Below are 21,577 nucleotides of genomic sequence, written 5' to 3' on the forward strand. Positions count from 1 at the left end.
GCTCGTGCGGGGTGCGGCTGCCTACGATGACCCTAGTAAGCAGTTGCTTACTTTCGTCTCGTGTCCGGGGAGCCGAGCATGACCACGACCGACCCGACGCCGCGAACCTACCCGTTCAGTGCCCCCGACCGACTGCGCTTGGACCCGTTCTACGCGGAGTTGCGCAAGCAGGAACCGGTGTCGAGGGTGCGTCTGCCCTACGGGGAGACCGCGTGGCTGGCCACGCGGTACTCCGATGTGCGAACCGTGTTCGCCGATCCGCGCTTCAGCCGCGCCGAAGCGGCCGAGCGGGACGAGCCGAGAGCGCGACCGACTCAGCAGCGCACGGGGATCCTGACGATGGACCCCCCGGAGCACACCAGGCTGCGCAAGCTGGTGGCCAAGGCGTTCACCGCGCGGAGGGTGGAGCAGCTGCGGCCGCGCGCCCAGCGGATAGCCGACGACCTCGTCGGGCGGATGCGCCGGAAGGGAGCTCCGCTGGACCTGGTCGAGGAGTTCGCCCTCCCGCTCCCGATCACCGTGATCTGCGAACTGCTCGGGGTGCCCTACGAGGACAGGGACGACTTCCGGGTCTGGTCCGATGCGTTCCTGTCCACGAGCAAGCTCTCCGAGCAGCAGATCGAGGACTACGTCGCGCAGATGCGGGCCTACATGGCCGGGTTGGTCGAGCAACGCCGCGCCCGGCCCGAGGACGACCTGTTGAGCGGACTCATACAGGCGCGTGACGAGCAGGACAAGCTCTCCGAGACGGAGCTGCTGGACCTGGCCGTCGGCCTGCTGGTCGCGGGGCACGAGACCACGGCCACCCAGATCCCCAACTTCGTCTACGTGCTGCTGACCCACCCCGCCGAGCTCGAGTGGCTGCGGAACCACTCGGAACGGGTTCCCGAGGCCGTCGAGGAGCTCATGCGCTTCGTGCCGCTCGGTGTCAACGCGGCCTTCCCCAGGTACGCCCTGGAGGACGTGGAGCTGGGTGGTGTGCTGGTCCGCGCGGGTGAGCCGGTGCTGGCCAGCCTGGCCTCGGCCAACCGCGACGAGGAGGTCTTCGAGCGGCCGGAGGAGCTGAACCTGGCGCGCGAGTCCAACGCGCACATCGGTTTCGGCCACGGTCCGCACCACTGCCTGGGCGCCCAGCTGGCGCGGATGGAGCTGCAGGTGGCGCTCGGCACCCTGCTGGGCGAGCTGCCGGAGCTGCGCCTCGGGGTGGCCGAGCAGGACGTTTCGTGGAAGAGCGGGATGCTGGTGCGCGGGCCCCAGCGACTTCCGGTCGCCTGGCAAGCGGGCTGATCGGGGTTTTCTCCCGGGACATCGGTGGATGCGGAACTTGGAGGTTTTCGGATGAGCTGGCGGATCGAGGTCGACGGTGGGACGTGCATCGGCTCGGGCATGTGCTCGGCGATAGCGGAGGGGTACTTCGAGCTGGTGGACGGGGTTTCCCAGCCGGTGCGCGCCGAGGTCGATCCGGCGGACGACGTCGTCGACGCGGCGGAGTCCTGTCCGGTGGAGGCCATCACCGTGCGGGAGGCGGACTCGGGGCGGAAGTTGGCCCCCGAGTACTGATCGGGCTCTGCGGGCGCGCCGGATCCGGAGCTCGCCGCGACCGCACGCGGATTCGCGGCGGAGGTGCCGGTCGCCAAGAGCGGGGGAGCCACGGGTGGGGTCGATCACCACGTGCTCGGCTGCCCGTCACACGTCCCGGCGCGTCGGGTTAGGCTGGGGCACCATGTCGCGACCCCGTCGAATCGGCGTCATGGGGGGAACCTTCGACCCCATCCACCACGGCCATCTCGTCGCAGCGAGCGAGGTGCAGGCCCAGTTCGGCATGGAGCAGGTGCTCTTCGTCCCGACGGGGCAGCCCTGGCAGAAGGGTCACGAGGAGGTCAGCTCGGCCGAGGACCGGTACCTGATGACGGTGATCGCCACGGCCTCGAACCCGCGGTTCTCCGTCAGCAGGGTGGACATAGAACGTGGTGGTCCGACCTACACCATCGACACCCTGGCCGATCTGCAACGCCAGTACCCGGACGCGCAGTTGTACTTCATCACCGGTGCGGACGCGCTGGAGCAGATACTGTCCTGGCACCGGATCGAGGACCTGTTCGACCTGGCCCACTTCATCGGGGTCACGCGCCCGGGCTACGCGCTCGACGACGAGCACCTGCCGAAGGGGTCGGTCACGCTGGTCGAGATACCGGCCATGTCCATCTCCTCCACCGGCTGCCGCCGGCGCGTCTCCGCCGGAATGCCGGTCTGGTACCTCGTCCCCGACGGGATCGTTCAGTACATCAGCAAGCGCGGGCTGTACCGCACGTTCGGGCAGTCACCAGCACCGGAGTGGGGGCCGAACCCGAGCGAAGCGTGACGTCCGTGCGCTGAACCACTTCACCCGGTCGCTCCGTCGTCGGGAGATGAACCCAACGACGGAGCGACCAGGTGTGTTCAAGCGCCTCGGCCATTAGCGGGCGTAGGTTTTGGCATCCAGTTTTGCCCGATACCAGCCAGAGCTACGGGAGGCCAACCCTCGCTTTCGTCCGCGTCGTAGGCGCGATGCCATCGGTTGGCCGCTGTCCCCCGATACGTACCTGGCTCCTACCGCTGGCGTTCCTCGGTTGCCCCATCGTTGCTGCCGGGATGCCTCATCCCCGAGACATGTTTTCCAGCGTTGCGCTGCCCCGGGGATTCAGTACCACATCTGGTTTTTGACGCCGGCGAGAGATTCCCACAGGTATACTTCGCTGCCGTTCTGACCGATGTTGTTCAAGTTCGCATCCAGGTACTGACCGCTGTGCACACTGCTGATTCTAAAGCTTTCTCCGGAGGAATCCTCGAGCTTCCACTGCTGGTTTTTGACGCCGGCAAGGGGCTCCCACAGTTGCACTTCGCTGCCGTTCTGACCGATGTTGTTCAGGTTCGCATCCAGATGCTGGCCGCTGTAGTGACTGATGAATCGACGATGTCCGCTATCAGTGGTTTCCGACCACCACCACTGATTGGTGTTTCCGTCTGTGCAGGTCCACAGCTGGACTTTCGTTCCGTTTTCGCCAATCGTGTTGAGGTCCGCATCCAGGCAGAAGTCGTTGTAGGAACTGGCTATGAGGAAAGGGCCTTCGGCGCCATCTGGAATGTTGGGCGGTCTTGCCATCCGCGATTGTGCTCCGGTAGCCGGACGTAATGTCAATCTTGTTTCGTCCGAAGAGTTTCGGGCAGTGGAAGTGAAGGCAGGTGTCGTGCACAACGCGAATATCGACATCGCCATGATGACTGTTCCGAGGACACGGTGTGTTTTGCTCATCGCATCTCCTTGTTGGTCACACGATTGCGTCGAACCTAGCGAGCGGGAGTAAGCACGCCAAGAAAAAATATCGTGACAAATCGCACACGGGGATGCTGGTGATCGTTGCAAAACTGCGTGGTCCATATGGACGTATTTGCGATCGGAACGGTCTCGACCGTTGTGTCGGTCTTTCGTGTCCCCTAGCCTCCTTCGGCGGCGTGGAGAGATCTTGGTTGTTTTTCCGGTGGTCTCCGCGCGGACTGTTTCTCGTTTTCCTCACTGGGGGATGTCATGCCCGACGCACCGGCTGTGCGTATCGGAACGCGGCGCGGCGCGATGATCCTGACGCTGTTGGTGGCCTGGACACTGCTGGTTTCGCTGGTCACCATCCCGACTCAAGCTGTCGCGGCCGAACCTCCTCGTGAGGATGCGGCCGAGTCGAGCACGTCGCGGACTCCGTTCACCTCGCTGTCGCACCACGGTCTGTCCCCGGACCAGCGGGCCCCGACCGAACCGTTCACCAAGCCAGGCCATCGAGACCGACAGCGGGCAGCACAGCCTCGTGTTCGCTCCGGTACGTCCGCGGCTGCAGGTAGCGGCGCCACCGATGTGCATCTGGCCCCGGGAACGCTTACCGGCAAGCTCTCGATGCGCCTGTACTTCAACCTGCCGGACACCGACTACGCCAAGATGTACTTCGATCTGCTGGACGAGTCCGGGCAATCGGTTGATCGCTGGTATGTCCAGTTCTTTCCCGAAGATCTGACGAAACTGCGCTGCGGTGTACGCACGGCCTACTGCTACACCTTCAGTCCGTCATTGGGGGCAACTCCGCCACCAATCGAGGCCGGGCAGCAGTACAAGATCCGCCTCTCGGTCTCCTACGACCCAAAACAGCCCGCTGTTGAAACACTGTCCAACGTCGCCTCACCGAGGCGTCTACCGGTGCCTCCGAAGCCTGAGTTCGGACACGGTCAGGGATGTTCCGCCGGAACGAGCCTGGGGTGCACATCGGTGCTCAACGGGTTGCGGGGCGACCCGGTCAACACGGCGACGGGGGCGTACAACCTCAACCGCACGGATCTCACGCTGCCCGGTTTCGGAGAGACCTTCGCCGCGGAGCGCACCTATGTTTCCTCGGACACCCGTGACGGTGCGCTCGGGCCCGGGTGGAACTGGTCCTACGGCATGCGCCTGTTTCCGCTGCCGAACGAACCGCGAGTGATCCTTCGTGCCGAGGACGGTTCGGAGGCGACGTTCCGGCGCTATCTGAGCGGCTATCGGGCACCACCGGGGGTGCGGACCCAGCTGTTCGCCAGGGACGGTGGCGGCTTCCGCGCGGTTACCCCGGATCAGCGCGAGCTGTCGTTCGCCGCCGATGGCCGCTTGTTGTCGATTCACGACCAACGGGGCCAAGGCCTCGAGTTCGGTTACGACGGCGGAAGTCTGAACACTGTTACCGATGCGGCGGGCCGAACCGTCCGCGTCGAGCACCATTCGAATGGGCGCCTGGCCAAGCTCACCCTGCCCGATGAGCGGTACGTCTCCTACAGCTACGACTCCGAGGGCAGGTTGTCTGAGGTCCGCGACGCTGAGGGTGGGACCACCACTTACGGATACGATTCCGCCGATCGCCTGACCACCGTCACCGATCCCGCGGGACGTGTCGTGGTTACCAACGTCTACGACCCGGATTCGGGCCGCATCGTCGAACAGCGCGACGGCAACGGGGCGAGCACCACTTACGCGTGGGATCAGGAAAAGCAGGAAGCCACCATCACCGGCCCGGACGGGCGCAAGAGCTACGACGGGTACCGCAACGGTGTACTGCAGTATCAGGAGAACGGAAACGGCGACCGCACGCTGTATCGCTTCGACGAGGATCTCGAGTCGAGCCTGGTCGTCGATCCGCTGGGACGCCAATACCGCATGGCCCACGACTCGTCGGGCAATCTCACTTCGGTCGGCATCCCCGAATCAGGATTGAACGTCACTGCGGAATACGACACGCACAACAATCCGACGTCACGGAGCAACGAGGCCGGCGGTGTCGTCGAGCAGCGGTTCAACGACTACGGCGAACGCACGACGGTGACAGCGGCCGACGGAACCCAGCGGCGCTTCACCTATGACGACCGCGGGCTGCTCACCTCGGTGACCGACGAACGCGGGAACGCAACGCGTTACGAGTACGACGCGGCGGGCAATCGCGTCGCCGAGATCAGTCCACTCGGCAACCGCACCACCTTCGGATACGACAGCACCGGGAACATGATCTGGTCGGTCGACCCGCGTGGCAACGTCGAGGGGGCGGATCCGAGCGAGTTCCGGACTACTTACGAGTACGACGCGTTGGACCGGCTGCGTAGCGTCACCGACCCGCGCGGGAACAAGCAGACGATCTCCTACGACGGTTCCGGCAATCGAACTTCCACGACCGACGCGGCCGGAAACACCACCCGCTACGAGTACGACGACGCGAACCGTCTGGTCAGCACGACCGATCCGCTGGATCGCACCAGCACGTACACCTACACACCGGGTGGGCTGCTGAAGTCGAAGACGAATCCGGCCGGAGAACGCACCAGCTACACCTACAACGCCGCCGGACTGCGGAAAAGCGTGACCACACCGCGCGGCAACGTTTCCGGGGCGGACTCCGCCCGGTTCACCACCACGTTCGAGTACGACTTCAACGGCAACCGCACGGCGATACATCGGCCCGCAGTCGGGGGTGGCACGAACACGACCCGGACCACCTACGACGCGCTGGATCGGCCGGTCTCCGTGACCGACCCACTGGGCAACACCCGCGAGGTCGAGTACGACGAGGCGGGCAATGTCACCGCGCGGATCGATGAGCTGGACAACGTCACCCGCTACGACTACGACGAGAAGAATCGACTGCTCAGCGTGACCGACCCGCGCGGTGCGGTCACCGAGTACGAGTACGACGTCGCGGGCAACCGCACCGCCACGATCAGCCCGCTGGGTACGAAACGCACGTGGACCTACGACGCCGATGGCCGCAAGACGAGCTCGGTCAGCGAACGCGGACACGCGGACGGTGCCGACCCGAGCAGGTTCACCACCCGATACTCCTACGACGCCGCGGGCAACCTCGTCAGCACCACCGATCCGCGCGGCAATTCCACCGAGCGCAGCTACGACGCCACGAACCTGCTGACCAGTCGCACCGACGCCAACGGCAACACGGTTCGATTCGGCTATGACGAGTCGAATCGACTGGTCAGCGTACTGGGAAGCGATGCGGACAAGCCCGAGCAGGCGACTCGTCACGAGTACAACGCGGCGGGGGAACGCACGGCTCGCGTCGACCCGAACGGGAATCGCACCACATTCGCTTACGACGCGGCCGGACGGCTGATCGAACGCACCGACCCGCTCGGACGTTCCCGCACCTTCGACTACGACGCCAACGGAAACCGGACGAAGATCGTCACTGCTCGGGGCAATGCGGCAGGGCAACCCGGTGGTGCCGCCACCGAGGCAGCCGGCACCATCACCAACCGCTACGACCTGCACGGGCGTCTGGTCCGCAGTCAGCTCGGTGAGAACGGGCCGGTCCACACCCGAAGTTACGACGCGGACGGCAGGCGGATCGGTACCTCCGATCCACGGGGGAGTTCCACCTACACCTACGACGCGGCGGACCGGCTGACTTCGGCGGTGCGCAACGGCAAGGCCTTCGAATACGGCTACGACTCGAGCGACAACGTCACCCGACGCAGCCTGCCCGACGGATCCACGGTCGAGGCCACGTTCGACGAGAACGGTCGTATGGTCAGCCAGACCACCAACGGCGGTACCACGAATTACGGATACGACACGGCGGGGAACCTCACCAGCATCCAGTACCCCGACCCCACCGGTCACGTCCAGAAACGTTCCTACGACCGGCTCGGTCGCATCACCAGCATCGGAACGAGCAACCAGGACACACCGCTGGCGCGGTTCCGACTCACCCGCGACCCGGTCGGCAACCCGACGAAGATCGTGACCAACCGAAAAGGCACCAGCACCACCGCGAGCTACGACTACGACTCCGCGAACCGTGTGACGGCGGCCTGCTACGGCACCACCACGTGCACCGGAGCCGAGCACGCGGTGCGCTACGAGTACGACCTCCTCGGAAACAGGGTCACGGAAAACCGCACCGGCCTGGAGAACCCGGGCGAGTTCAACTACAGCTACGACGCCGCCAACCAGCTCACCTCACGTGCCGGACCGGACAAGACGACCGAATTCGGCTACGACGCCGATGGCAACCAGGTCCGCGCGGGTGAGTCCACATACGAGTACGACCTCCGCGACCGGATGACGAGCGCGACCGTCGCAGGGACCACCACGGAGCTCTCCTACGACGCGCTCGGCAATCGCATCGCCGCCACCAGGGGAAACGAGACCACGATCTCGCGGTGGGACATCAACAATCCGCTGCCGCGGTTGGCGGTGCAGTTCCGCCCGGACGGCAGCCCCGATCGCAGTTACCGCACCGGCCCCGGCGGCACTCCCGTGATGACCCGCACGGGGACCACGAACCAGTACTACGCCCACGACTGGATCGGCAGCGTCCGGGACGTCTTCTCCCAGCAGGGCGAGCAGCAGCACTCCTACGACTACGAACCGTTCGGCAGCACACGAAACACCCAACAGCACGCCGAATCAGCACCCTCGAACCCGCTGCGCTTCACCGGTGCGTACCGCGACGACACGCTGGGGCTCCACAACCTGCGGGACCGGCAGTACCGCGCGGAAACGGGACGGTTCACCAGCACCGACCCGGCGACACCACGTGCCGACGAGCCGCACACCTCGACCTACGCCTACGCCGCCGACCGGCCGGGCGTCGCCGTCGACCCCAGCGGCAGGTGCTGGTGGGTCCCGGGGAGCGGAGAAAGCTCGTGTCCCGGTTCCGAGGCGTTGTCCGGGGTTGGAGAAGGACTCCATGCCGTCGGGTCCGCGACACTACGCGGTCTGCAGCAACCCGTGGAGGCCTTCCGCTCGACAGCGGAATCCTGCGACCGCGGCAACCGACAACTTCCGATCCTCGGCTGCGTCTACAACACCACCGGCGTCACGGCCTTCTGGGACCAGCTGGGCTCGGCACACCTGGCCAAGCAGACCGACGACCGCTTCAGTCACCTCACCCAGGCGGCCATCGCCCTCGGTACACTCGGCAGAAATTCGCTGGGCGGACCAAGCGATGCTCCGGGAGTCAGCGGACTTCCCCTAAGTCTAAGGGAATATAAGCTTGACAGGGATCATAATTTCCCCGCTATAGTCGATAATCACGCAAAAACGGGTAGTCATTTCAAGATTGAAACCAGAAAAGATGGAGGCGTCTTTTCTCATTACTCTGATCTGTATCAACTAAAAGGGGAGCTTGACGGAAAGTCGGGGGTGTTCGAATGGGTGGTCAGCCGCGAATCTGTGACACATAGAAGATTTATTAGGGGAGGAGAAATAACAGGAAAGCCGAACCAAGTTCCAAGGAGGAACAGATGAAGGAATTTCAAGTACTGCGAAGTTTAGGGGTGGCGTCTTGGCCGGTGCTTCGATATGGGTTGGAGGAGAATTGGGTATCGTTTGAGGATGTATCGAATTACGCAGCCGATGTTCTTGCGGAAGAGCGAGAGGATGCCGATGATCGCGCAGTGCGGTTGGCGGTGTATGACTTCGAAGGGAAGGAGGAAGCACTCGATCTCTGTGGCCAGCTGGGAAAACTGAACAACGAGGACGCGGACCCGGAAAAAATACTGAAGACGTGGATCCTGGTAAGGCTTACCGTTATCGAGAAAAATTGGGAGGACTCGGAAGAAAAAATAGACAAGATCGGTGAGGCTTACGCGAGTTTGGAATACCCGGAAGAGATGCGATTTTGTAGTAGGTACGATGAATTCGATTATTCCACCGGGAAAACTCCTCCTGTTCATGAGGAATGTCCTCTCGATGAAGCCAGAAGGTTGATAAACGAGTTGTCCGAAGAGTTGTCTGTCAGGAGGGATTGTTGAGGGTGGATTCGAGTGGTGGGTGCGTCGGCGGTGTTGTGTAGGGGGCTCGTTGAGACTCTGGTGGGGTGTGTGTCGTCCTTGATCGAGTATCATGAGATCCGCCCTGGCAAGAAAGTTCCGGATGTCAACGACGCGTTGAGGGTTCTGCCGAACAATGATCTGGAGTGGAGGCTGCTCGAGGTGGAGGGACCTGGTGACCCGTTTCAGGGGAGGTCTATCGATGATATCGGAGAGTCGGCGTTTTCCTCTCCGTCAGGTATCGGGTTGTCCTGGAACGAAGTGAAGGAACTTTCCGGGGGCATGGTGCAGGCTATCAACATCTTATTCGTTGCCTTCGACCTTTGGAAGTTTCCGACACTTGAATCCGCACTCTCGTCCGGACAATACGACGATTGCGAGTTTTTGGTCGAAGTTTTCGACAGCACTTACCTACGTCTCGGTGTGAATCAACAGCGTGCCGACTGCGACAAAATCGTGTCCAGCTTCCTGGGACTCGACCTCTGAGAGCTTGTTCTGGAACTGAGACCGGGGGGTGGGGTGGCGTCATCACTGAGGTAGCTGAGCTCGCCGATGGTGCCGGGCTAGCTCAGGTGCAGGAGGATAAGATGGCTCCATAACGGCACGGACCTGTGAGGCGTAGAGGGACTGTATCCCTGTCCTCCGAGAGGCGTTGGGTGTCTCGGCGCGGGAAAGGACCCTGAATCAGTTTTGCAGGGGAGTCCGAGCAGGGTATCCTTCGAACTCATTGACCGGCGCGAGTGGCGGTAACCGTAGAACCATGGGGGACGATAAACATGGTATCGCCGTCCCCGAAAACGCCCTCATCGATGGACTCCGCATCGCCGGAACCATCGCAGCACCGGAAGCAGGGCCCTCGCTTCACGTGCGCTCCTCCTCGCCCGAAGGAGTAGTGGACTGGAACGGCCCCAGAAACACGCGATCAGTACACCTTCGGGAAGTAGGAAAACAGTGAGCTGGCTCGACCTCGTCGACAGTACAGAAGGGGTCCGGGCCATATACGGTTACCATGCTCCCCGGTTGGGAGGAGCGCGGGTCGACGAGACTTACCTCAAAAACGGAAGAAACAGTGTCGATCTCAGATTCGACATGCCGGATCTGCCCACCACGATGCCGAAAAAGTGGGCGCAACGAGGAGCTGACACCCTCCATCTTCATATCACTTTCTCCGATGTCGAGAGTCTCGTGATACGAGGGCAGAGCAGCAGAAAAATTGTCGACCTCGATATCGATCCTTTGGAGGGAAATATACTGGTCACAGCACGATCGGATCATTTCGAGCTGGACATGAGGGCGGAAAGAGCACTGCTGCAGCAGATAACGGATCACCGGGGTGGACCTATTCAATCGTTAAAAACCGTTGGGGAACAGATGAAGGAATTTCGAGTACTGCGAAGTTTGGGATTGGCATCTTGGGCGGTTCTCCGATACGGGATCGAACATGATTGGATAGGAGTTGATGCCGTAGCAGACTACGCAGCCGATGTCCTCGCGGAAGAGCGTGATGCCGCCGACGACCGTGCGGTGCGGCTAGCAGTCTACGACTTCGAAGGGAAGGAGGGAATGCTCGACCTTTGTAGCCAGTTGGAAAAACTGGATAGCGAAAAATCGGACCCAGAAAAAATACTGAAGGCGTGGATTTTGGCGCATCTTATTGATATCGACGAGAAAATCGATTCAGATGAGAAGCAGGATGAAATTAACGATATTTACGGAACTTTAGGGTCTCCAAGGGAGAGGTTTTTTTGTGGGTCACACTATCTATACGTAATAAATCACTATACCGGAGAAATGGTATCGATTCGAAAAACACATCCTTCCTGGGAGTTTAGAAAATTGATAAACGACCTATCCGAAGAGTTATCTGAAGGTTATGCACTCAATTGATGTGCAGGGGGGTTCGTTCGGAGACGTTGGATTCCGTTGATGATGTGGAGCACTCGCTGAAGATGGCTGAGTGGGTGGCGGTATTGGGTGGCGAGGGGTGAACTCGCGTGGTGGATGCGTCAGCGGTGTTGCGCAGGAGTCCGTCGACATCTGAGACTCGCAACGGCGTGGCAGCGCGGCAGTCGAAGACGGGCTGTCCTCCTCGATCCCAGGCGGCGCGGAACGGCCGCAGCATCGGCCCGCAGCCACCGGGACCGCAGCGCCGGACAGCCCCGCGGAGCGAGGCGGCTCACGGGGCACGTCGAACGCGGCAGCACGGCTGACGGGCCGAGCGGGGGGAGGACGGGCCCCGAAGCAGTGCCGCAGCGCCGTGCCCGGTTGCCGTGACCGGCAGCGGAGGAGCGCGGTCGGCCCGTGCGGGCTTAGCTCCCCACGCGTTCCGCGTTCCGCACGTCGAATGGTTATCCTCGTTCGGGTATGGGTCGCAGACCGTGGCCACCGAGAGGAGCGATGTGGCAGCCAGTGAAGACGCCCGTGAATTGGCGTTGGTAGCCGCGCGGGCGGCGTCGGACAAGAAGGCCGAGGATCTCCTTCTGCTCGACGTGTCCGACCGGCTCATCATCACCGATTGTTTCGTGATCGCTTCCGCCCCCAGCGAGCGTCAGGTGGACGCGATCGTCGAGTCGGTCGAGGAGAAGATGCGCGCGGCGGGTACCAAACCCGTTCGCAGGGAAGGAACCAGAGAGGGCCGCTGGGTACTGCTCGACTTCGTCGACGTGATCGTGCACGTCCAGCACTCCGAGGAGCGCGCCTTCTACGAGCTGGAGCGGCTGTGGAAGGACTGCCCGGTCATCGAGTTCGCGGAGGACGTGGGTGCGGACGGTTCCACGCCGCACCGGGACGAAGCGGACCGGGACGAAGAGGGCGGGCAGGCGTGACCCTGCAGCGACTGGTGCTCTGGCGGCACGGTGAGACGGAGTACAACGTGACCGGCCGCATCCAGGGGCACCTGGACAGCGAACTCACCGAAGCGGGGTTGGAGCAGGCCAAGAGGGCCGCCCCGGTGATCGCCGAGTTCACCCCCGAGGTGGTGGTGAGTTCCGATCTGCGCCGTGCCGCCGCGACCGCCGCCGCCTACGCCGAGGTGAGCGGTCGGGAAGTGCGGCTGGACAAGCGGCTGCGGGAGACCCACGTCGGCCAGTGGCAGGGACTCAGCGGGGCCGAGGTGGAGAACGGCTGGCCCGGTCAGATGGGGACCTGGCGTGCCCAGCCGACCTGGGCTCCACCGGGCGGTGAGTCCAGGGTCGAGGTCGCCGAGCGCGCCCACGAGGTGGTGCGGGAGCTCGACGAGGCCTGCGGGGGAACCGCCCTGGTGTGCGCGCACGGCGGGTTGATAACGGCGCTGACCGCCCGGCTGCTGGAGTGGCCGACCGACATGTGGCCGAGCCTGGGCGGCGTGGGCAACTGCAGGTGGGCGGTGCTGACGCACAACGCCGTTGGACGTCAGGGCTGGCGCCTGCTGACCTACAACGGCGGACTGCCCGAATGAACGAGCCGTCGGAACCGGCGGACCTCCCCGAGGCGAGACCCTCCGCTCTCCCCGCCGGAGAGGCCGCCCCGTGACCGTATCCGTCGTCACGGACTCCACCGCCTACATCCCGCCCGAGCGAGCCGGTTCGCACGGGCTGCGCGTGGTCCCGCTGCACGTGCGGCTGGACGAGGCCGACTCCAGGCCCGAGACGGTGTTCACCCCGGATGAGCTGACCGCCGCCCTGGAGACGGGGCGGCGGGTGACGACTTCCGGGGCCACCGTGCCCGAGTTCGTCCGGGTCTACCGGGACGCGCTGAGCGCGGGTGCGGACGGGGTCCTCTCGATTCACCTGTCCGGGGAGTTGTCCGGCACCTGCGACGCCGCCCGGGTGGCCGCTCGCGAGGTGGACCCGGACAGGATCCGGGTGCTCGACTCGCGTTCCGCAGCGATGGGACTCGGCTTCGCCGCGCTGGCCGCGGCTGCTCGCGCCGCGCGGGGAGCTTCGCTGCCGGAAGTGGCCGCCGCGGCGGAGCGGACCGCGCGGCGCGCCACCGTGCTGTTCTCGGTGCAGACGATGGAGTACCTGCGCCGGGGCGGCAGGATCGGCGTCGGGGCGGCGCTGCTGGGGACCGCGCTGGCGGTGAAGCCGCTGCTGCGGGTGCGCGCAGGGCTGATCGAGGCGACCGAGAAGGTCCGGACGACGGGACGGGCCCTGAGCAGGCTGGAGGAGCTCGCGGTCGGGGCGTTGCCCGATCCGGTCGGCTCGGAACCGGTCGCGCTGGCCGTGCACCACCTGGCGGCGCCCCGACGCGCCGAGGCGCTGGCCCGGTCGGTGCTCGCCCGCCTGCCCGCCTGCTCGGACTGCGTGATTTCCGAGATCGGCCCCACCGTCGGCGCGCACGTGGGCCCGGGGGCGGTCGGGGTCGTCGTGCTGCCGGGCGAGCAGGGCGCGCCGGACGCGTGATCCGCCCCGCGCGGCTTCCCGGCTTCGGTTCGTCCACAACGCCTCGAACTGTGCACAGGACGTTGCTCGCGGTGTTCTGAGCGCCCCGTGAACGGGCTAGCTTCGGAAACATGTCCGATCTCTTCCCGCCGCGGAGTTCCGAAACGCGGGCCACCGGAGAGGACGCGGCCACCGAGGGGAGCTCGCCCGCGCGGGAACGCCTGCGGGAGCTGATGGACCGAGCGGAGGACGTGCACCCGGCGGATTCCTCCGAATCCTCCGCGGAGGAGAACGCGCGGGAACGGCGGATTCCGCTTCCGCGGTGGCTGCGGGAGCGGCTGCCCCGGTCCCTGCTCGGAGCGCTGCCCGACCCGGGACGCGCCGGGTGCTTCGGCGTGGTGGCCGTCGCGGTGCTCGGCTGCGCGGTCTTCGCGGTCACCTGGAACTCCGGTGGGAGCGGCACCCCGGTGCCCTCCCGCGCGCTGCCCACCGTGGAGCGGGCCGCGAGCACCACCACGTCCCCGCCCGAGCAGCTGGTGATCAGCGTGGTGGGCAAGGTTCGCGAACCGGGGCTGGTCACCCTGGAGGCGGGGGCGCGCGTGGCCGACGCGCTGCGCGCCGCGGGCGGCCCGCGCGCGGGCAGCGACACGCTGGCGCTCAACCTGGCCCGCGAGCTCTCCGACGGGGAGCAGCTCTACGTGGGGATCGAGCCTCCCGAGGGAGCGGAACGATCCGGCGGGAGCGGGGCGGACTCGGCCTCCTCCGAGACGTTGGATCTCAACGCCGCGGAGGAGGAAGGACTGAAGGAACTGCCCGGGGTGGGGCCCGTGACGGCAGGGGCCATCCTGCGGTGGCGCTCGGAGCACGGGGAATTCGACTCCGTGGAGCAGTTGAGCGAGGTGGACGGAATAGGCCCGGCCACCCTGGCCCGCCTGCGCGATCTGGTCCGCGTGTGACCACGAGGGCGGTGGCGACCGCGTCGAACGCGGGGAAGGCGACCCCGCCCTCCGCGGACATGCGGCTGGTGCCCGCCGCTGCGGGGACCTGGGCGGTGACGCTGGTCTGCCTGTACACCGGCTGGCAGGTGGCCTCCGGGGTGTCCTGCGCTGGCTGTCTCGCCACCGTGGCGCTGGCTTTCCTCCGCGGCCGCCGGGTCAACGGCGCGGTCGTGCTGGTGGTGCTGGGGGCGGCCACGGCCTTCTGCCTGGTGCCCAGGCTGCACCACGTGGAAACCCACGAACTGCGCGCCGCCGAGCTGCACGGGGAGAGCGTCGGGGTCCGCGTCGAGCTCACCCGACGCCCCCGGCCGACGGACGCGGACCCGGCCAGCGGTCGGGGAGCCGGGGAGCGCTCCGTGGTCCGCGCCGAGCTGCGCGCCCTCCGAAAAGGGGGCGAGTGGCACCCAATCGGTGGGAGAGCACTGCTGCTGGTGCCCACCTCCTCCTGGGAGGACTCGCTTCCGGGGCGGAGAGTGCGCACCACGGCGGTGGTGGTGCCGCCGCACGGGGCCGGGCTGCTCGCGGCCGTGCTGGTGGTGCACCAGCCGCCGGAGGAGTTGCGGGCGGCCCCGCCCGTCCAGCGGGTGGCCGAAGGTCTCAGAGCCGGACTGCGGGAAGTCTGCTCGCGGGTCCTCGGTTCCGAGGCGGCGGGGCTGCTCCCCGGGCTCGTGATCGGCGACACCGGCGCCCTGCCCGCCACGGTCCGCGAGGAGTTCCGGAAGGCGGGGCTGACCCATCTCACGGCCGTCTCCGGAGCCAACCTGGCGATCGTCTGCGGTGCCGCGCTGGCGCTGCTGCGCCTCGTGCGGGCCCCGCGCCCGCTGGCGGCCGCGGGCGCGGGCTGCGCGCTGCTCGGGTTCGTGGTCCTCGCCGGAGGCGAGCCGAGCGTGCTGCGCGCCGCCGTGATGGGTGGAATCGGGCTGCTCGCCCTCGTGCTGGGGCGCGGGCGTGCCACGCTGCCCGCCCTGGCGGCGAGCGTGATCGTGCTGCTGCTCGTCGACCCCGAACTCGCGATCAGGCCGGGATTCGCGCTGTCGGTCACCGCGACGGCGGCGCTGGTGCTGATCGCCCCCGGCTGGTCGACGGCCCTGCGCGGGCGGGGAGTCCCGCGCGGGCTCGCGGAAGCCCTGGCCGTGCCCGCAGCGGCCCAGCTGGCGACCGGACCGGTGGTCGTGGCCCTGTCCGGCGAGTTCAGCCTCGTGGGGGTGCTGGCCAACATCCTGGCCGAGCCGGTGGTGGCTCCGGCCACGGTGCTCGGCGTGGCCGCCACGCTGGCCGCCGGAATCCCCCGGCTGGGCGAGCTGCTCGTGTGGGCAGCCGCTCCGGAGCTGGAGTGGATACTGCTCGTCGCCAGGAGGGCCGCCGACGTTCCGCTGGCCACGGTTCCGCTGCCCGCCGGGGTGTTCGGGGCCGTGCTGCTGGCCGCTTGCGCGGGGCTCGTGCTCCTCGGAGCGCGCTTTCGCGCCACGCGGCGGTGGACGGTGCTCGGGGCCTGCCTCGCGCTCGTGGTGATGCTGATCGTGCCCGCGGCTGTCCGCCCGCCCTGGCCACCGGGCGGGAGCTGGAGCCTGGTGGCCTGCGACGTCGGGCAGGGGGACGCCCTGGTGCTGGCGACGGGGGTGCGCGACACCGCAGTGGTCGTGGACACGGGGCCGAGCGCCGCGCTGGTCGGTGAGTGCCTCGATCGGCTGGGTGTCGAGCGGGTGCCGCTGCTGGTGCTCACCCACCCGCACGCGGACCACTTCGCCGGGATCGCCGGGGTGGCCGACGGCAGGCGGCTCGGACGGGTCGCCCTGGGCGGGGCCTGCCGCGGAGCGTGGCGCGGAACCGGGGTGCGAGCGCGGATCGCGGAGGCGGGTGCGCGCGAGGTGCGCCTGGCCGCGGGGCAGCGGCTGGGCTGGCCCGGGCTCGTGCTAGAGGTGCTCGCCCCGGCAGCGGATGGATGCCGTGCGGCCGGGGAGCGGATCAACGACGCCTCGACCGTGCTGAAGGCCACCACCCCGGCCGGAAGGGTGCTGTTGACCGGCGACATCGAGCTGGCCGCCCAGCGAAGACTGCTCGGAAGCGGCGAGCGACTGCGCGCGGAGGTGTTGAAGGTCCCGCACCACGGCTCGCGCTACACCAGCGAGGAGTTCCTGCGCGCGGTCTCGCCCGAGCTGGCGCTGATCAGCGTCGGGCACGGGAACGACTACGGGCATCCGAGCGCGGCGATCGTCGCGACGCTGCGGAGCTCCGGAGCGCTCGTGCGGCGAACCGATCACCGCGGCGACATCGCAGTACTGGGCGATCCGGGGAGGTTGCGCGTGGTCGGCTCCGGCAATCCCCTTCGTCCCGAGGAGTGACTCGCCGGCAGGTCGCGGGGAGAGGGCCGCCTGCGACGGACGGGTGGGAGCGAGCAGCTCGCTCCCACCCGCGCCGCGCTCGTCGCGAACCCGTTCCCGAGCGCTGCCCCGATGCCCGGGCAGCGCCGGGGAGAACGAGCCGTTCAGCCGTTCAGCGCCCGGTCCACGGCCTCCGTGTTCGGCTCCACGGTGGCCTTCGGGCCGATGTGCTCCTGCAGGGAGTCCATCGTCTTGAGGCCGTCACCGGTGATCATCAGCACCGTCTCGGAGTCGGGGTCGATCTGCCCCGCCTCGATCAGCTTCTTCGCGGTAGCGACGGTCACGCCTCCGGCCGTCTCGGCGAAGATGCCCTCCGTGCGGGCCAGCAACCTGATGCCCTCGATGACCTCCTCGTCGCTCACGTCCTCCACGGCACCGTTGGTGCGGCGGACGGTGTCCAGCACGTACGGGCCGTCGGCCGGGGCGCCGATGGCCAGCGAACGCGCGATGGTGTCCGGGCGGACCGGCTGGACCACGTCCTGCTCGCCCTTGTAGGCGTTGGCCACCGGGGAGCACCCGGATGCCTGGGCGCCGAAGAGCCGGTACGGGGTCGGTTCGACCAGCCCGACCTCGCCGAGCTCGCGGAAGCCCTTGTCGACCTTGGTCAGCTGCGAGCCGGAGGCGATCGGGACGACGACCTGCTCGGGCAGTCGCCATCCGAGCTGCTCGGCGACCTCGAAGGCGAGGGTCTTGGAGCCTTCCGAGTAGTAGGGGCGGACGTTGACGTTGACGAACGCCCAGTCCTCGTGCTCACCCGCCAGCTCCGTGGCGAGCCTGTTCACGTCGTCGTAGTTGCCGTCCACGGACAGCAGCGAGCCGTCGTACACGGCGGTCATGAGCACCTTCGCCCGCTCGAGCGAGGAGGGGACCAGCACCACCGAGTCCCACCCGGCCCTGGCGGCGGCCGCGCCCACCGCGTTGGCGAGGTTGCCCGTGGACGGACAGGCGAGCACCTTGAACCCGAACTCGCGAGCGGCGGCCAGCGCGACGGCGACCACCCTGTCCTTGAAGGAGTGGGTCGGGTTGCCCGTGTCGTCCTTGACCCAGATCCGCTTCACACCGAGCGCCTCGGCCAGCGCGTCCGCGCGGATGAGCCGCGTGCAGCCGGGGTCGGTGTTCGGGTGCTGCTCCACGTCGGACGGGACGGGCAGCAGGTTCTTGTACCGCCAGATCGAATTGGGACCCGCTTCGATGTCCTCGCGGCGTACTCGGCCGAAGTCGTAGGTGACCTCGAGCGGAGAGAAGTCCTCCAGGCAGACGAACTCGGGCGCCAGGGGTTGCCGGTGCCCCTCTTCCTTGGAAACGAGCTCCGCGGCCGGTCCGAGATCGAGCTTCCGATTCGCCGCATCGGTCTGTGTCTGGGCGGCAGCTGTCATCGCGAGGTCCTCTCCCCTCATCTGTCCCGCTGGCGGGGTCGGAATTGGCACCGTTTTCGCCGACTGCCTCGCGTTCGTGATCACGACAGCCGACGCTGGTTGCCGGGGCTTCGCAGGGCCGGTCCCTCTGCCCCTCTGGATGAGCTATCCAAGTTGTGCGGGCGACGTTACGCCATACGCCCGCCATGCGACCACTGCGACCCAGCATCCGGGACGGGGTTGACGGGGTGGACCGGTGTCAGAATGGGGGGCATGAATCCTCCGGACGCAGCAGCGCCGGCTCAGTTGCACCTCGTTCTCGGCGAGGAGGAACTGCTGGTGGAACGCGCCGTTTCCGATACGTTGGCCGCGGCTCGCCGGGCCGATCCGGGGACCGAGTTGCGGCGCGCCAAGGTGAGTGACCTCACGCCTCCCGAGCTCGACGAGATGCTCAGCCCCTCGCTGTTCGCCGAGAGCCGCGTCGTCGCGCTGGAAGGCGCTCAGGAGGCGGGCAAGGAGATCGCCGAGGCGCTGCTGTCCCTGGCGCGCCAACCGGCGGAGGGGGTGGTCCTGCTCGTGCTGCACAACGGCGGTGGCCGTGCCAAGCAGGCCAAGGAGCTGCCCAAGGCGCTGCGCGACATGGGGGCCACCGTGACCGAGTGCGCGAAGCTGACCCGCCACTCCGAGCGCGAGGCGTTCGTCCGGGCCGAGGCGAGCAGGTGCGGGGGGCGCATCGACCCCCCGGCGGTGAGCGCGCTGCTAGAGACGGTCGGCAACGACCTCAGGGAGCTGGCCTCCTCGGTGTCCCAGCTGATCGCCGACACCGACGGCAGGGTGGACGAGGCGGCCGTGCGGCGCTACCACCAGGGCAAGGCCGAGGTGACCGGTTTCGTCGTCGCGGAGAAGGCGGTGATGGGGGACCGGGCCGGGGCGTTGGAAGCGCTGCGCTGGGCGCTGCAGCTCGGGGTGGCGCACGTGCTGATCGCCGACGCGCTGGCCGACGCGGTGCGGACCATCGGCCGGGTGGCCAGTGCGGGCGGGGGTGACCAGTACCGGTTGGCGCGCGAGCTCGGCATGCCGGCCTGGAAGGTCAAGAAGGCCCAGTCACAGGCCCGGGGCTGGAACAGGCAGGGGGTCACCAAGGCGATGGGGCTGGTGGCCTCGCTCAACGCTCAGGTGAAGGGGCAGGCCGCGGATGCCGAGTACGCCCTGGAAAGGGCCGTGCTGGAGCTGATCGAGCTGCGCTCGGGGTGAGTCGCCGGGCACTGCCGGAATCAAGTCCCCCGGAGCGAGAAGGGCCCCTCCGGCAGCGCCGGAGGGGCCCGCGGTCTCCACCGCTTTCGCGGGGTGCCGCTGCAGTGCCCCGCGCGGATCGGACGAGTACCGAGCCGATCCGCGCGATCTCTTGAGCCGAGCCGGTTTCACCGCGCGGAGTCGTCGTTGACGTGGTTCGACAGTCCCCTCGACTCGACCCCCTCGACTCGACGCGGAAGTGAACCGCCCGGTCGGACCGGATCGTCAGAGCTGGTTGAGCTGGCGAGCCATCGAGGACTTCTTGTTGGCGGCCTGGTTGCGGTGGATGACGCCCTTCTTGGCGGCCTTGTCCAACTCGCGCGTGGCGGCCCGCTCCAGCTCGACGGCCTTCTCCCTGTCGCCGGCGGCAGCGGCCTCGCGGAACTTGCGCATCGCGGTCTTGACCGTGGTCTTGACGGACTTGTTGCGACGGCGGTTGCGCTCGTTGATCAGGACACGCTTCTTGGAGGACTTGATGTTGGCCACTGTTACGCCTCTTTCTGATCGACCGGAGTGTCGCGACCGCGCTCGAACGGCGCCGTCCCCGTGCTGCCCTCGTGCGAAGACGAGGGTGCGGCGGACGGCCTTCCTCCATGTCGGAAACGCCGCGCGGTGCGGTTGGCCATGGTAGCAATCCCGAATACGGCAGCCGTGTCCGGTTCGAGGAGGTCAGCCGCCGTGCTCGCGCGGCTGCTCGTCGTGCTTGGCCGGCCGTCCCCGGCGGGGCTGGGACCCGGCGTTGCTCGGTAGCCGCCCCGCGTCCTCGAGCGCGCGGCGCAGCAGGAACTCGATCTGCGCGTTGGTGCTGCGCAGTTCGTCACCTGCCCAGCGCGCGAGCGCGTCGTGAACGGTCGGGTCCAACCGCAGCAGGAAGCTCTTGCGGGATGCCACGGAACACCTCAGTGATACAACGAGCTGGTGTTGACCACCGGTTGCGCCGCGTTGTCGCCGCACAGCACCACCAGCAGGTTGCTGACCATGGCTGCCTTGCGCTCCTCATCGAGCTCGACGACCTCCTGTTCGGAGAGATCGCGGAGAGCGGACTCCACCATCCCGACCGCGCCTTGCACGATCCGCTCCCGCGCGGCCACGACCGCCTCTGCCTGTTGGCGCTGCAGCATCGACTGCGCGATCTCCGGAGCGTAGGCCAGGTGAGTGAGGCGGGACTCCACGACCTCCACCCCAGCGGGGCGGACCCTTTCGGCGACTTCGACGGACAGCTTGGCGGTTATCTCGGACGCGTTCTCCCGCAGCGAGAGGTTCTCCGAGCCCGCACTGTCATAGGAGTAGCTGGTGGCGATGTGCCGCACCGCAGTTTCGGTCTGGGTCTGCACGAACTCGACGAAGTCGTCGACCGTGAACGACGCCTGCGCGGTGTCGGCGACTTGCCACACGACGACCGCGGCGATCTCGATCGGGCTGCCGTCGGCGTCGTTGACCTTCATCACGTTGGTCTCGTGATTGCGGATCCGTGTGGAGATGGGCCTGCGCGTGGTCAGCGGATTGACCCACTGCAACCCGGCCGGACGCAGCGTCCCGGTGTAGCGGCCGAGGAACTGCAGCACCCGCGCCTCTCCCGGGGAGACGGCCACCAGCCCGATCAGGACCAGCAGTCCTCCGATTACGACGACGATCCCGATCGCCAGCAGCCACCACGTCGACGTGGCACCCCCGATGGTCACCAGCGCGATGCCGCCGAACAGCGCGAGCAGTCCCAGCCCGAGCATCGGCAGTCCGGGGGCGCGTTCCCGTGCCGCGTACTCGCGGATCTCGGGGTCGGGCATCGAGACGGTGGCCTCGGATGCGGGGTCCGGTGGTCGGGTGGCGGAACCGTCCGCGCTCATCGATCCTCCTCGGAGTCG

General features: G+C 66.9%; 18 protein-coding genes and 1 riboswitch. Of the genes, 13 read left to right on the forward strand and 5 right to left on the reverse strand.

Going from position 1 to position 21,577, the window contains the following annotated elements:
- Positions 1 to 78 precede the first annotated feature (78 nt).
- The 3 genes from G9Q41_RS15610 (at position 79) to nadD (ending at position 2,362) form a co-directional block, all read left to right on the forward strand.
- Positions 79 to 1,287 (forward strand): cytochrome P450, encoded by a 1,209-nt coding sequence (locus tag G9Q41_RS15610; RefSeq protein ID WP_165633220.1) that lies wholly within the window; start codon positions 79 to 81, stop codon positions 1,285 to 1,287.
- A 51-nt stretch (positions 1,288 to 1,338) separates the two neighbouring features.
- On the forward strand, positions 1,339 to 1,560 hold the full coding sequence (locus G9Q41_RS15615) for a ferredoxin (RefSeq protein ID WP_092523334.1): 222 nt from the start codon (positions 1,339 to 1,341) through the stop codon (positions 1,558 to 1,560).
- Between the two features lie 163 nt (positions 1,561 to 1,723).
- Positions 1,724 to 2,362, forward strand: coding sequence for a nicotinate-nucleotide adenylyltransferase (gene nadD, locus G9Q41_RS15620; protein WP_092523332.1), 639 nt, complete (start codon positions 1,724 to 1,726; stop codon positions 2,360 to 2,362).
- A 318-nt stretch (positions 2,363 to 2,680) separates the two neighbouring features.
- Here the strand turns inward: nadD and G9Q41_RS15625 are convergent, their stop codons facing one another.
- A complete protein-coding gene (locus tag G9Q41_RS15625) occupies positions 2,681 to 3,292 on the reverse strand; it encodes an RICIN domain-containing protein (protein ID WP_165633219.1) in 612 nt (203 codons plus the stop codon).
- A 273-nt stretch (positions 3,293 to 3,565) separates the two neighbouring features.
- On the opposite strand from G9Q41_RS15625, the gene G9Q41_RS15630 reads away from it, so the two are divergent.
- From G9Q41_RS15630 to G9Q41_RS15670, 9 genes are all read left to right on the forward strand, one after another.
- The gene (locus G9Q41_RS15630; RefSeq protein WP_165633218.1) at positions 3,566 to 8,803 is read left to right on the forward strand and encodes a DUF6531 domain-containing protein; all 5,238 of its coding nucleotides are present in this window, start codon (positions 3,566 to 3,568) and stop codon (positions 8,801 to 8,803) included.
- Positions 8,800 to 9,309 (forward strand): DUF2247 family protein, encoded by a 510-nt coding sequence (locus G9Q41_RS15635; RefSeq protein WP_165633217.1) that lies wholly within the window; start codon positions 8,800 to 8,802, stop codon positions 9,307 to 9,309. Before G9Q41_RS15630 ends, G9Q41_RS15635 begins: the two co-directional genes overlap by 4 nt.
- Before the next feature lie 69 nt (positions 9,310 to 9,378).
- Positions 9,379 to 9,813, forward strand: a complete 435-nt coding sequence (locus tag G9Q41_RS15640; protein WP_165633216.1) for a hypothetical protein — start codon at positions 9,379 to 9,381, stop codon at positions 9,811 to 9,813.
- 465 nt (positions 9,814 to 10,278) lie between these two features.
- Positions 10,279 to 11,214: a DUF2247 family protein gene (locus G9Q41_RS15645; RefSeq protein ID WP_165633215.1), complete on the forward strand. Its 936-nt coding sequence runs from the start codon at positions 10,279 to 10,281 to the stop codon at positions 11,212 to 11,214.
- A 512-nt stretch (positions 11,215 to 11,726) separates the two neighbouring features.
- Positions 11,727 to 12,152 carry a ribosome silencing factor gene (gene rsfS / locus G9Q41_RS15650; RefSeq protein ID WP_165633214.1) on the forward strand — a complete coding sequence of 142 codons (426 nt, stop codon included), beginning with the start codon at positions 11,727 to 11,729 and terminating at the stop codon, positions 12,150 to 12,152.
- Positions 12,149 to 12,763 (forward strand): histidine phosphatase family protein, encoded by a 615-nt coding sequence (locus G9Q41_RS15655; RefSeq protein ID WP_165633213.1) that lies wholly within the window; start codon positions 12,149 to 12,151, stop codon positions 12,761 to 12,763. The genes rsfS and G9Q41_RS15655 overlap by 4 nt, the downstream gene beginning before the upstream one ends.
- Positions 12,764 to 12,833: 70 nt before the next feature.
- Complete coding sequence (locus G9Q41_RS15660) at positions 12,834 to 13,709, forward strand: DegV family protein (RefSeq protein ID WP_165633212.1); 876 nt, start codon at positions 12,834 to 12,836, stop codon at positions 13,707 to 13,709.
- 110 nt (positions 13,710 to 13,819) lie between these two features.
- On the forward strand, positions 13,820 to 14,644 hold the full coding sequence (locus tag G9Q41_RS15665; protein ID WP_092523324.1) for a helix-hairpin-helix domain-containing protein: 825 nt from the start codon (positions 13,820 to 13,822) through the stop codon (positions 14,642 to 14,644).
- Between the two features lie 11 nt (positions 14,645 to 14,655).
- Positions 14,656 to 17,028 carry a ComEC/Rec2 family competence protein gene (locus G9Q41_RS15670; RefSeq protein ID WP_347568693.1) on the forward strand — a complete coding sequence of 791 codons (2,373 nt, stop codon included), beginning with the start codon at positions 14,656 to 14,658 and terminating at the stop codon, positions 17,026 to 17,028.
- Between the two features lie 143 nt (positions 17,029 to 17,171).
- Here G9Q41_RS15670 and thrC read toward each other — a convergent pair whose 3' ends face one another.
- On the reverse strand, positions 17,172 to 18,443 hold the full coding sequence (gene thrC, locus G9Q41_RS15675; protein ID WP_092523320.1) for a threonine synthase: 1,272 nt from the start codon (positions 18,441 to 18,443) through the stop codon (positions 17,172 to 17,174).
- 14 nt (positions 18,444 to 18,457) lie between these two features.
- A riboswitch (SAM riboswitch) is annotated at positions 18,458 to 18,589 on the reverse strand.
- Between the two features lie 106 nt (positions 18,590 to 18,695).
- Between thrC and holA the strand changes: the two genes are divergently transcribed.
- A complete protein-coding gene (gene holA / locus G9Q41_RS15680) occupies positions 18,696 to 19,676 on the forward strand; it encodes a DNA polymerase III subunit delta (RefSeq protein WP_165633210.1) in 981 nt (326 codons plus the stop codon).
- Between the two features lie 264 nt (positions 19,677 to 19,940).
- On the opposite strand, the gene rpsT is transcribed toward holA, so the two are convergent.
- The 3 genes from rpsT to G9Q41_RS15695 form a co-directional block, all read right to left on the reverse strand.
- On the reverse strand, positions 19,941 to 20,201 hold the full coding sequence (rpsT, locus tag G9Q41_RS15685) for a 30S ribosomal protein S20 (protein ID WP_017973828.1): 261 nt from the start codon (positions 20,199 to 20,201) through the stop codon (positions 19,941 to 19,943).
- Between the two features lie 183 nt (positions 20,202 to 20,384).
- The gene (locus G9Q41_RS15690; protein ID WP_165633209.1) at positions 20,385 to 20,606 is read right to left on the reverse strand and encodes a hypothetical protein; all 222 of its coding nucleotides are present in this window, start codon (positions 20,604 to 20,606) and stop codon (positions 20,385 to 20,387) included.
- Positions 20,607 to 20,614: 8 nt separating this feature from the next.
- Positions 20,615 to 21,559, reverse strand: coding sequence for an SPFH domain-containing protein (locus G9Q41_RS15695; protein ID WP_092523316.1), 945 nt, complete (start codon positions 21,557 to 21,559; stop codon positions 20,615 to 20,617).
- Between the last annotated feature and the right edge of the window lie 18 nt (positions 21,560 to 21,577).

The sequence above is a fragment of the Actinopolyspora sp. BKK2 genome (genome assembly GCF_011291845.1).
In the GTDB taxonomy this organism is placed as follows: domain Bacteria; phylum Actinomycetota; class Actinomycetes; order Mycobacteriales; family Pseudonocardiaceae; genus Actinopolyspora; species Actinopolyspora saharensis.

Bases quoted from the DNA above. Each gene is read 5' to 3' on its own strand.
- G9Q41_RS15630 (WP_165633218.1), top strand. From the start codon at position 3,566: ATGCCCGACGCACCGGCTGTGCGTATCGGAACGCGGCGCGGCGCGATG.
- G9Q41_RS15665 (WP_092523324.1), top strand. From the start codon at position 13,820: ATGTCCGATCTCTTCCCGCCGCGGAGTTCCGAAACGCGGGCCACCGGA.
- holA (WP_165633210.1), top strand. From the start codon at position 18,696: ATGAATCCTCCGGACGCAGCAGCGCCGGCTCAGTTGCACCTCGTTCTC.
- thrC (WP_092523320.1), bottom strand. From the start codon at position 18,443: ATGACAGCTGCCGCCCAGACACAGACCGATGCGGCGAATCGGAAGCTC.
- G9Q41_RS15695 (WP_092523316.1), bottom strand. From the start codon at position 21,559: ATGAGCGCGGACGGTTCCGCCACCCGACCACCGGACCCCGCATCCGAG.
- G9Q41_RS15635 (WP_165633217.1), top strand. From the start codon at position 8,800: ATGAAGGAATTTCAAGTACTGCGAAGTTTAGGGGTGGCGTCTTGGCCG.
- G9Q41_RS15625 (WP_165633219.1), bottom strand. From the start codon at position 3,292: ATGAGCAAAACACACCGTGTCCTCGGAACAGTCATCATGGCGATGTCG.
- G9Q41_RS15615 (WP_092523334.1), top strand. From the start codon at position 1,339: ATGAGCTGGCGGATCGAGGTCGACGGTGGGACGTGCATCGGCTCGGGC.
- G9Q41_RS15610 (WP_165633220.1), top strand. From the start codon at position 79: ATGACCACGACCGACCCGACGCCGCGAACCTACCCGTTCAGTGCCCCC.
- nadD (WP_092523332.1), top strand. From the start codon at position 1,724: ATGTCGCGACCCCGTCGAATCGGCGTCATGGGGGGAACCTTCGACCCC.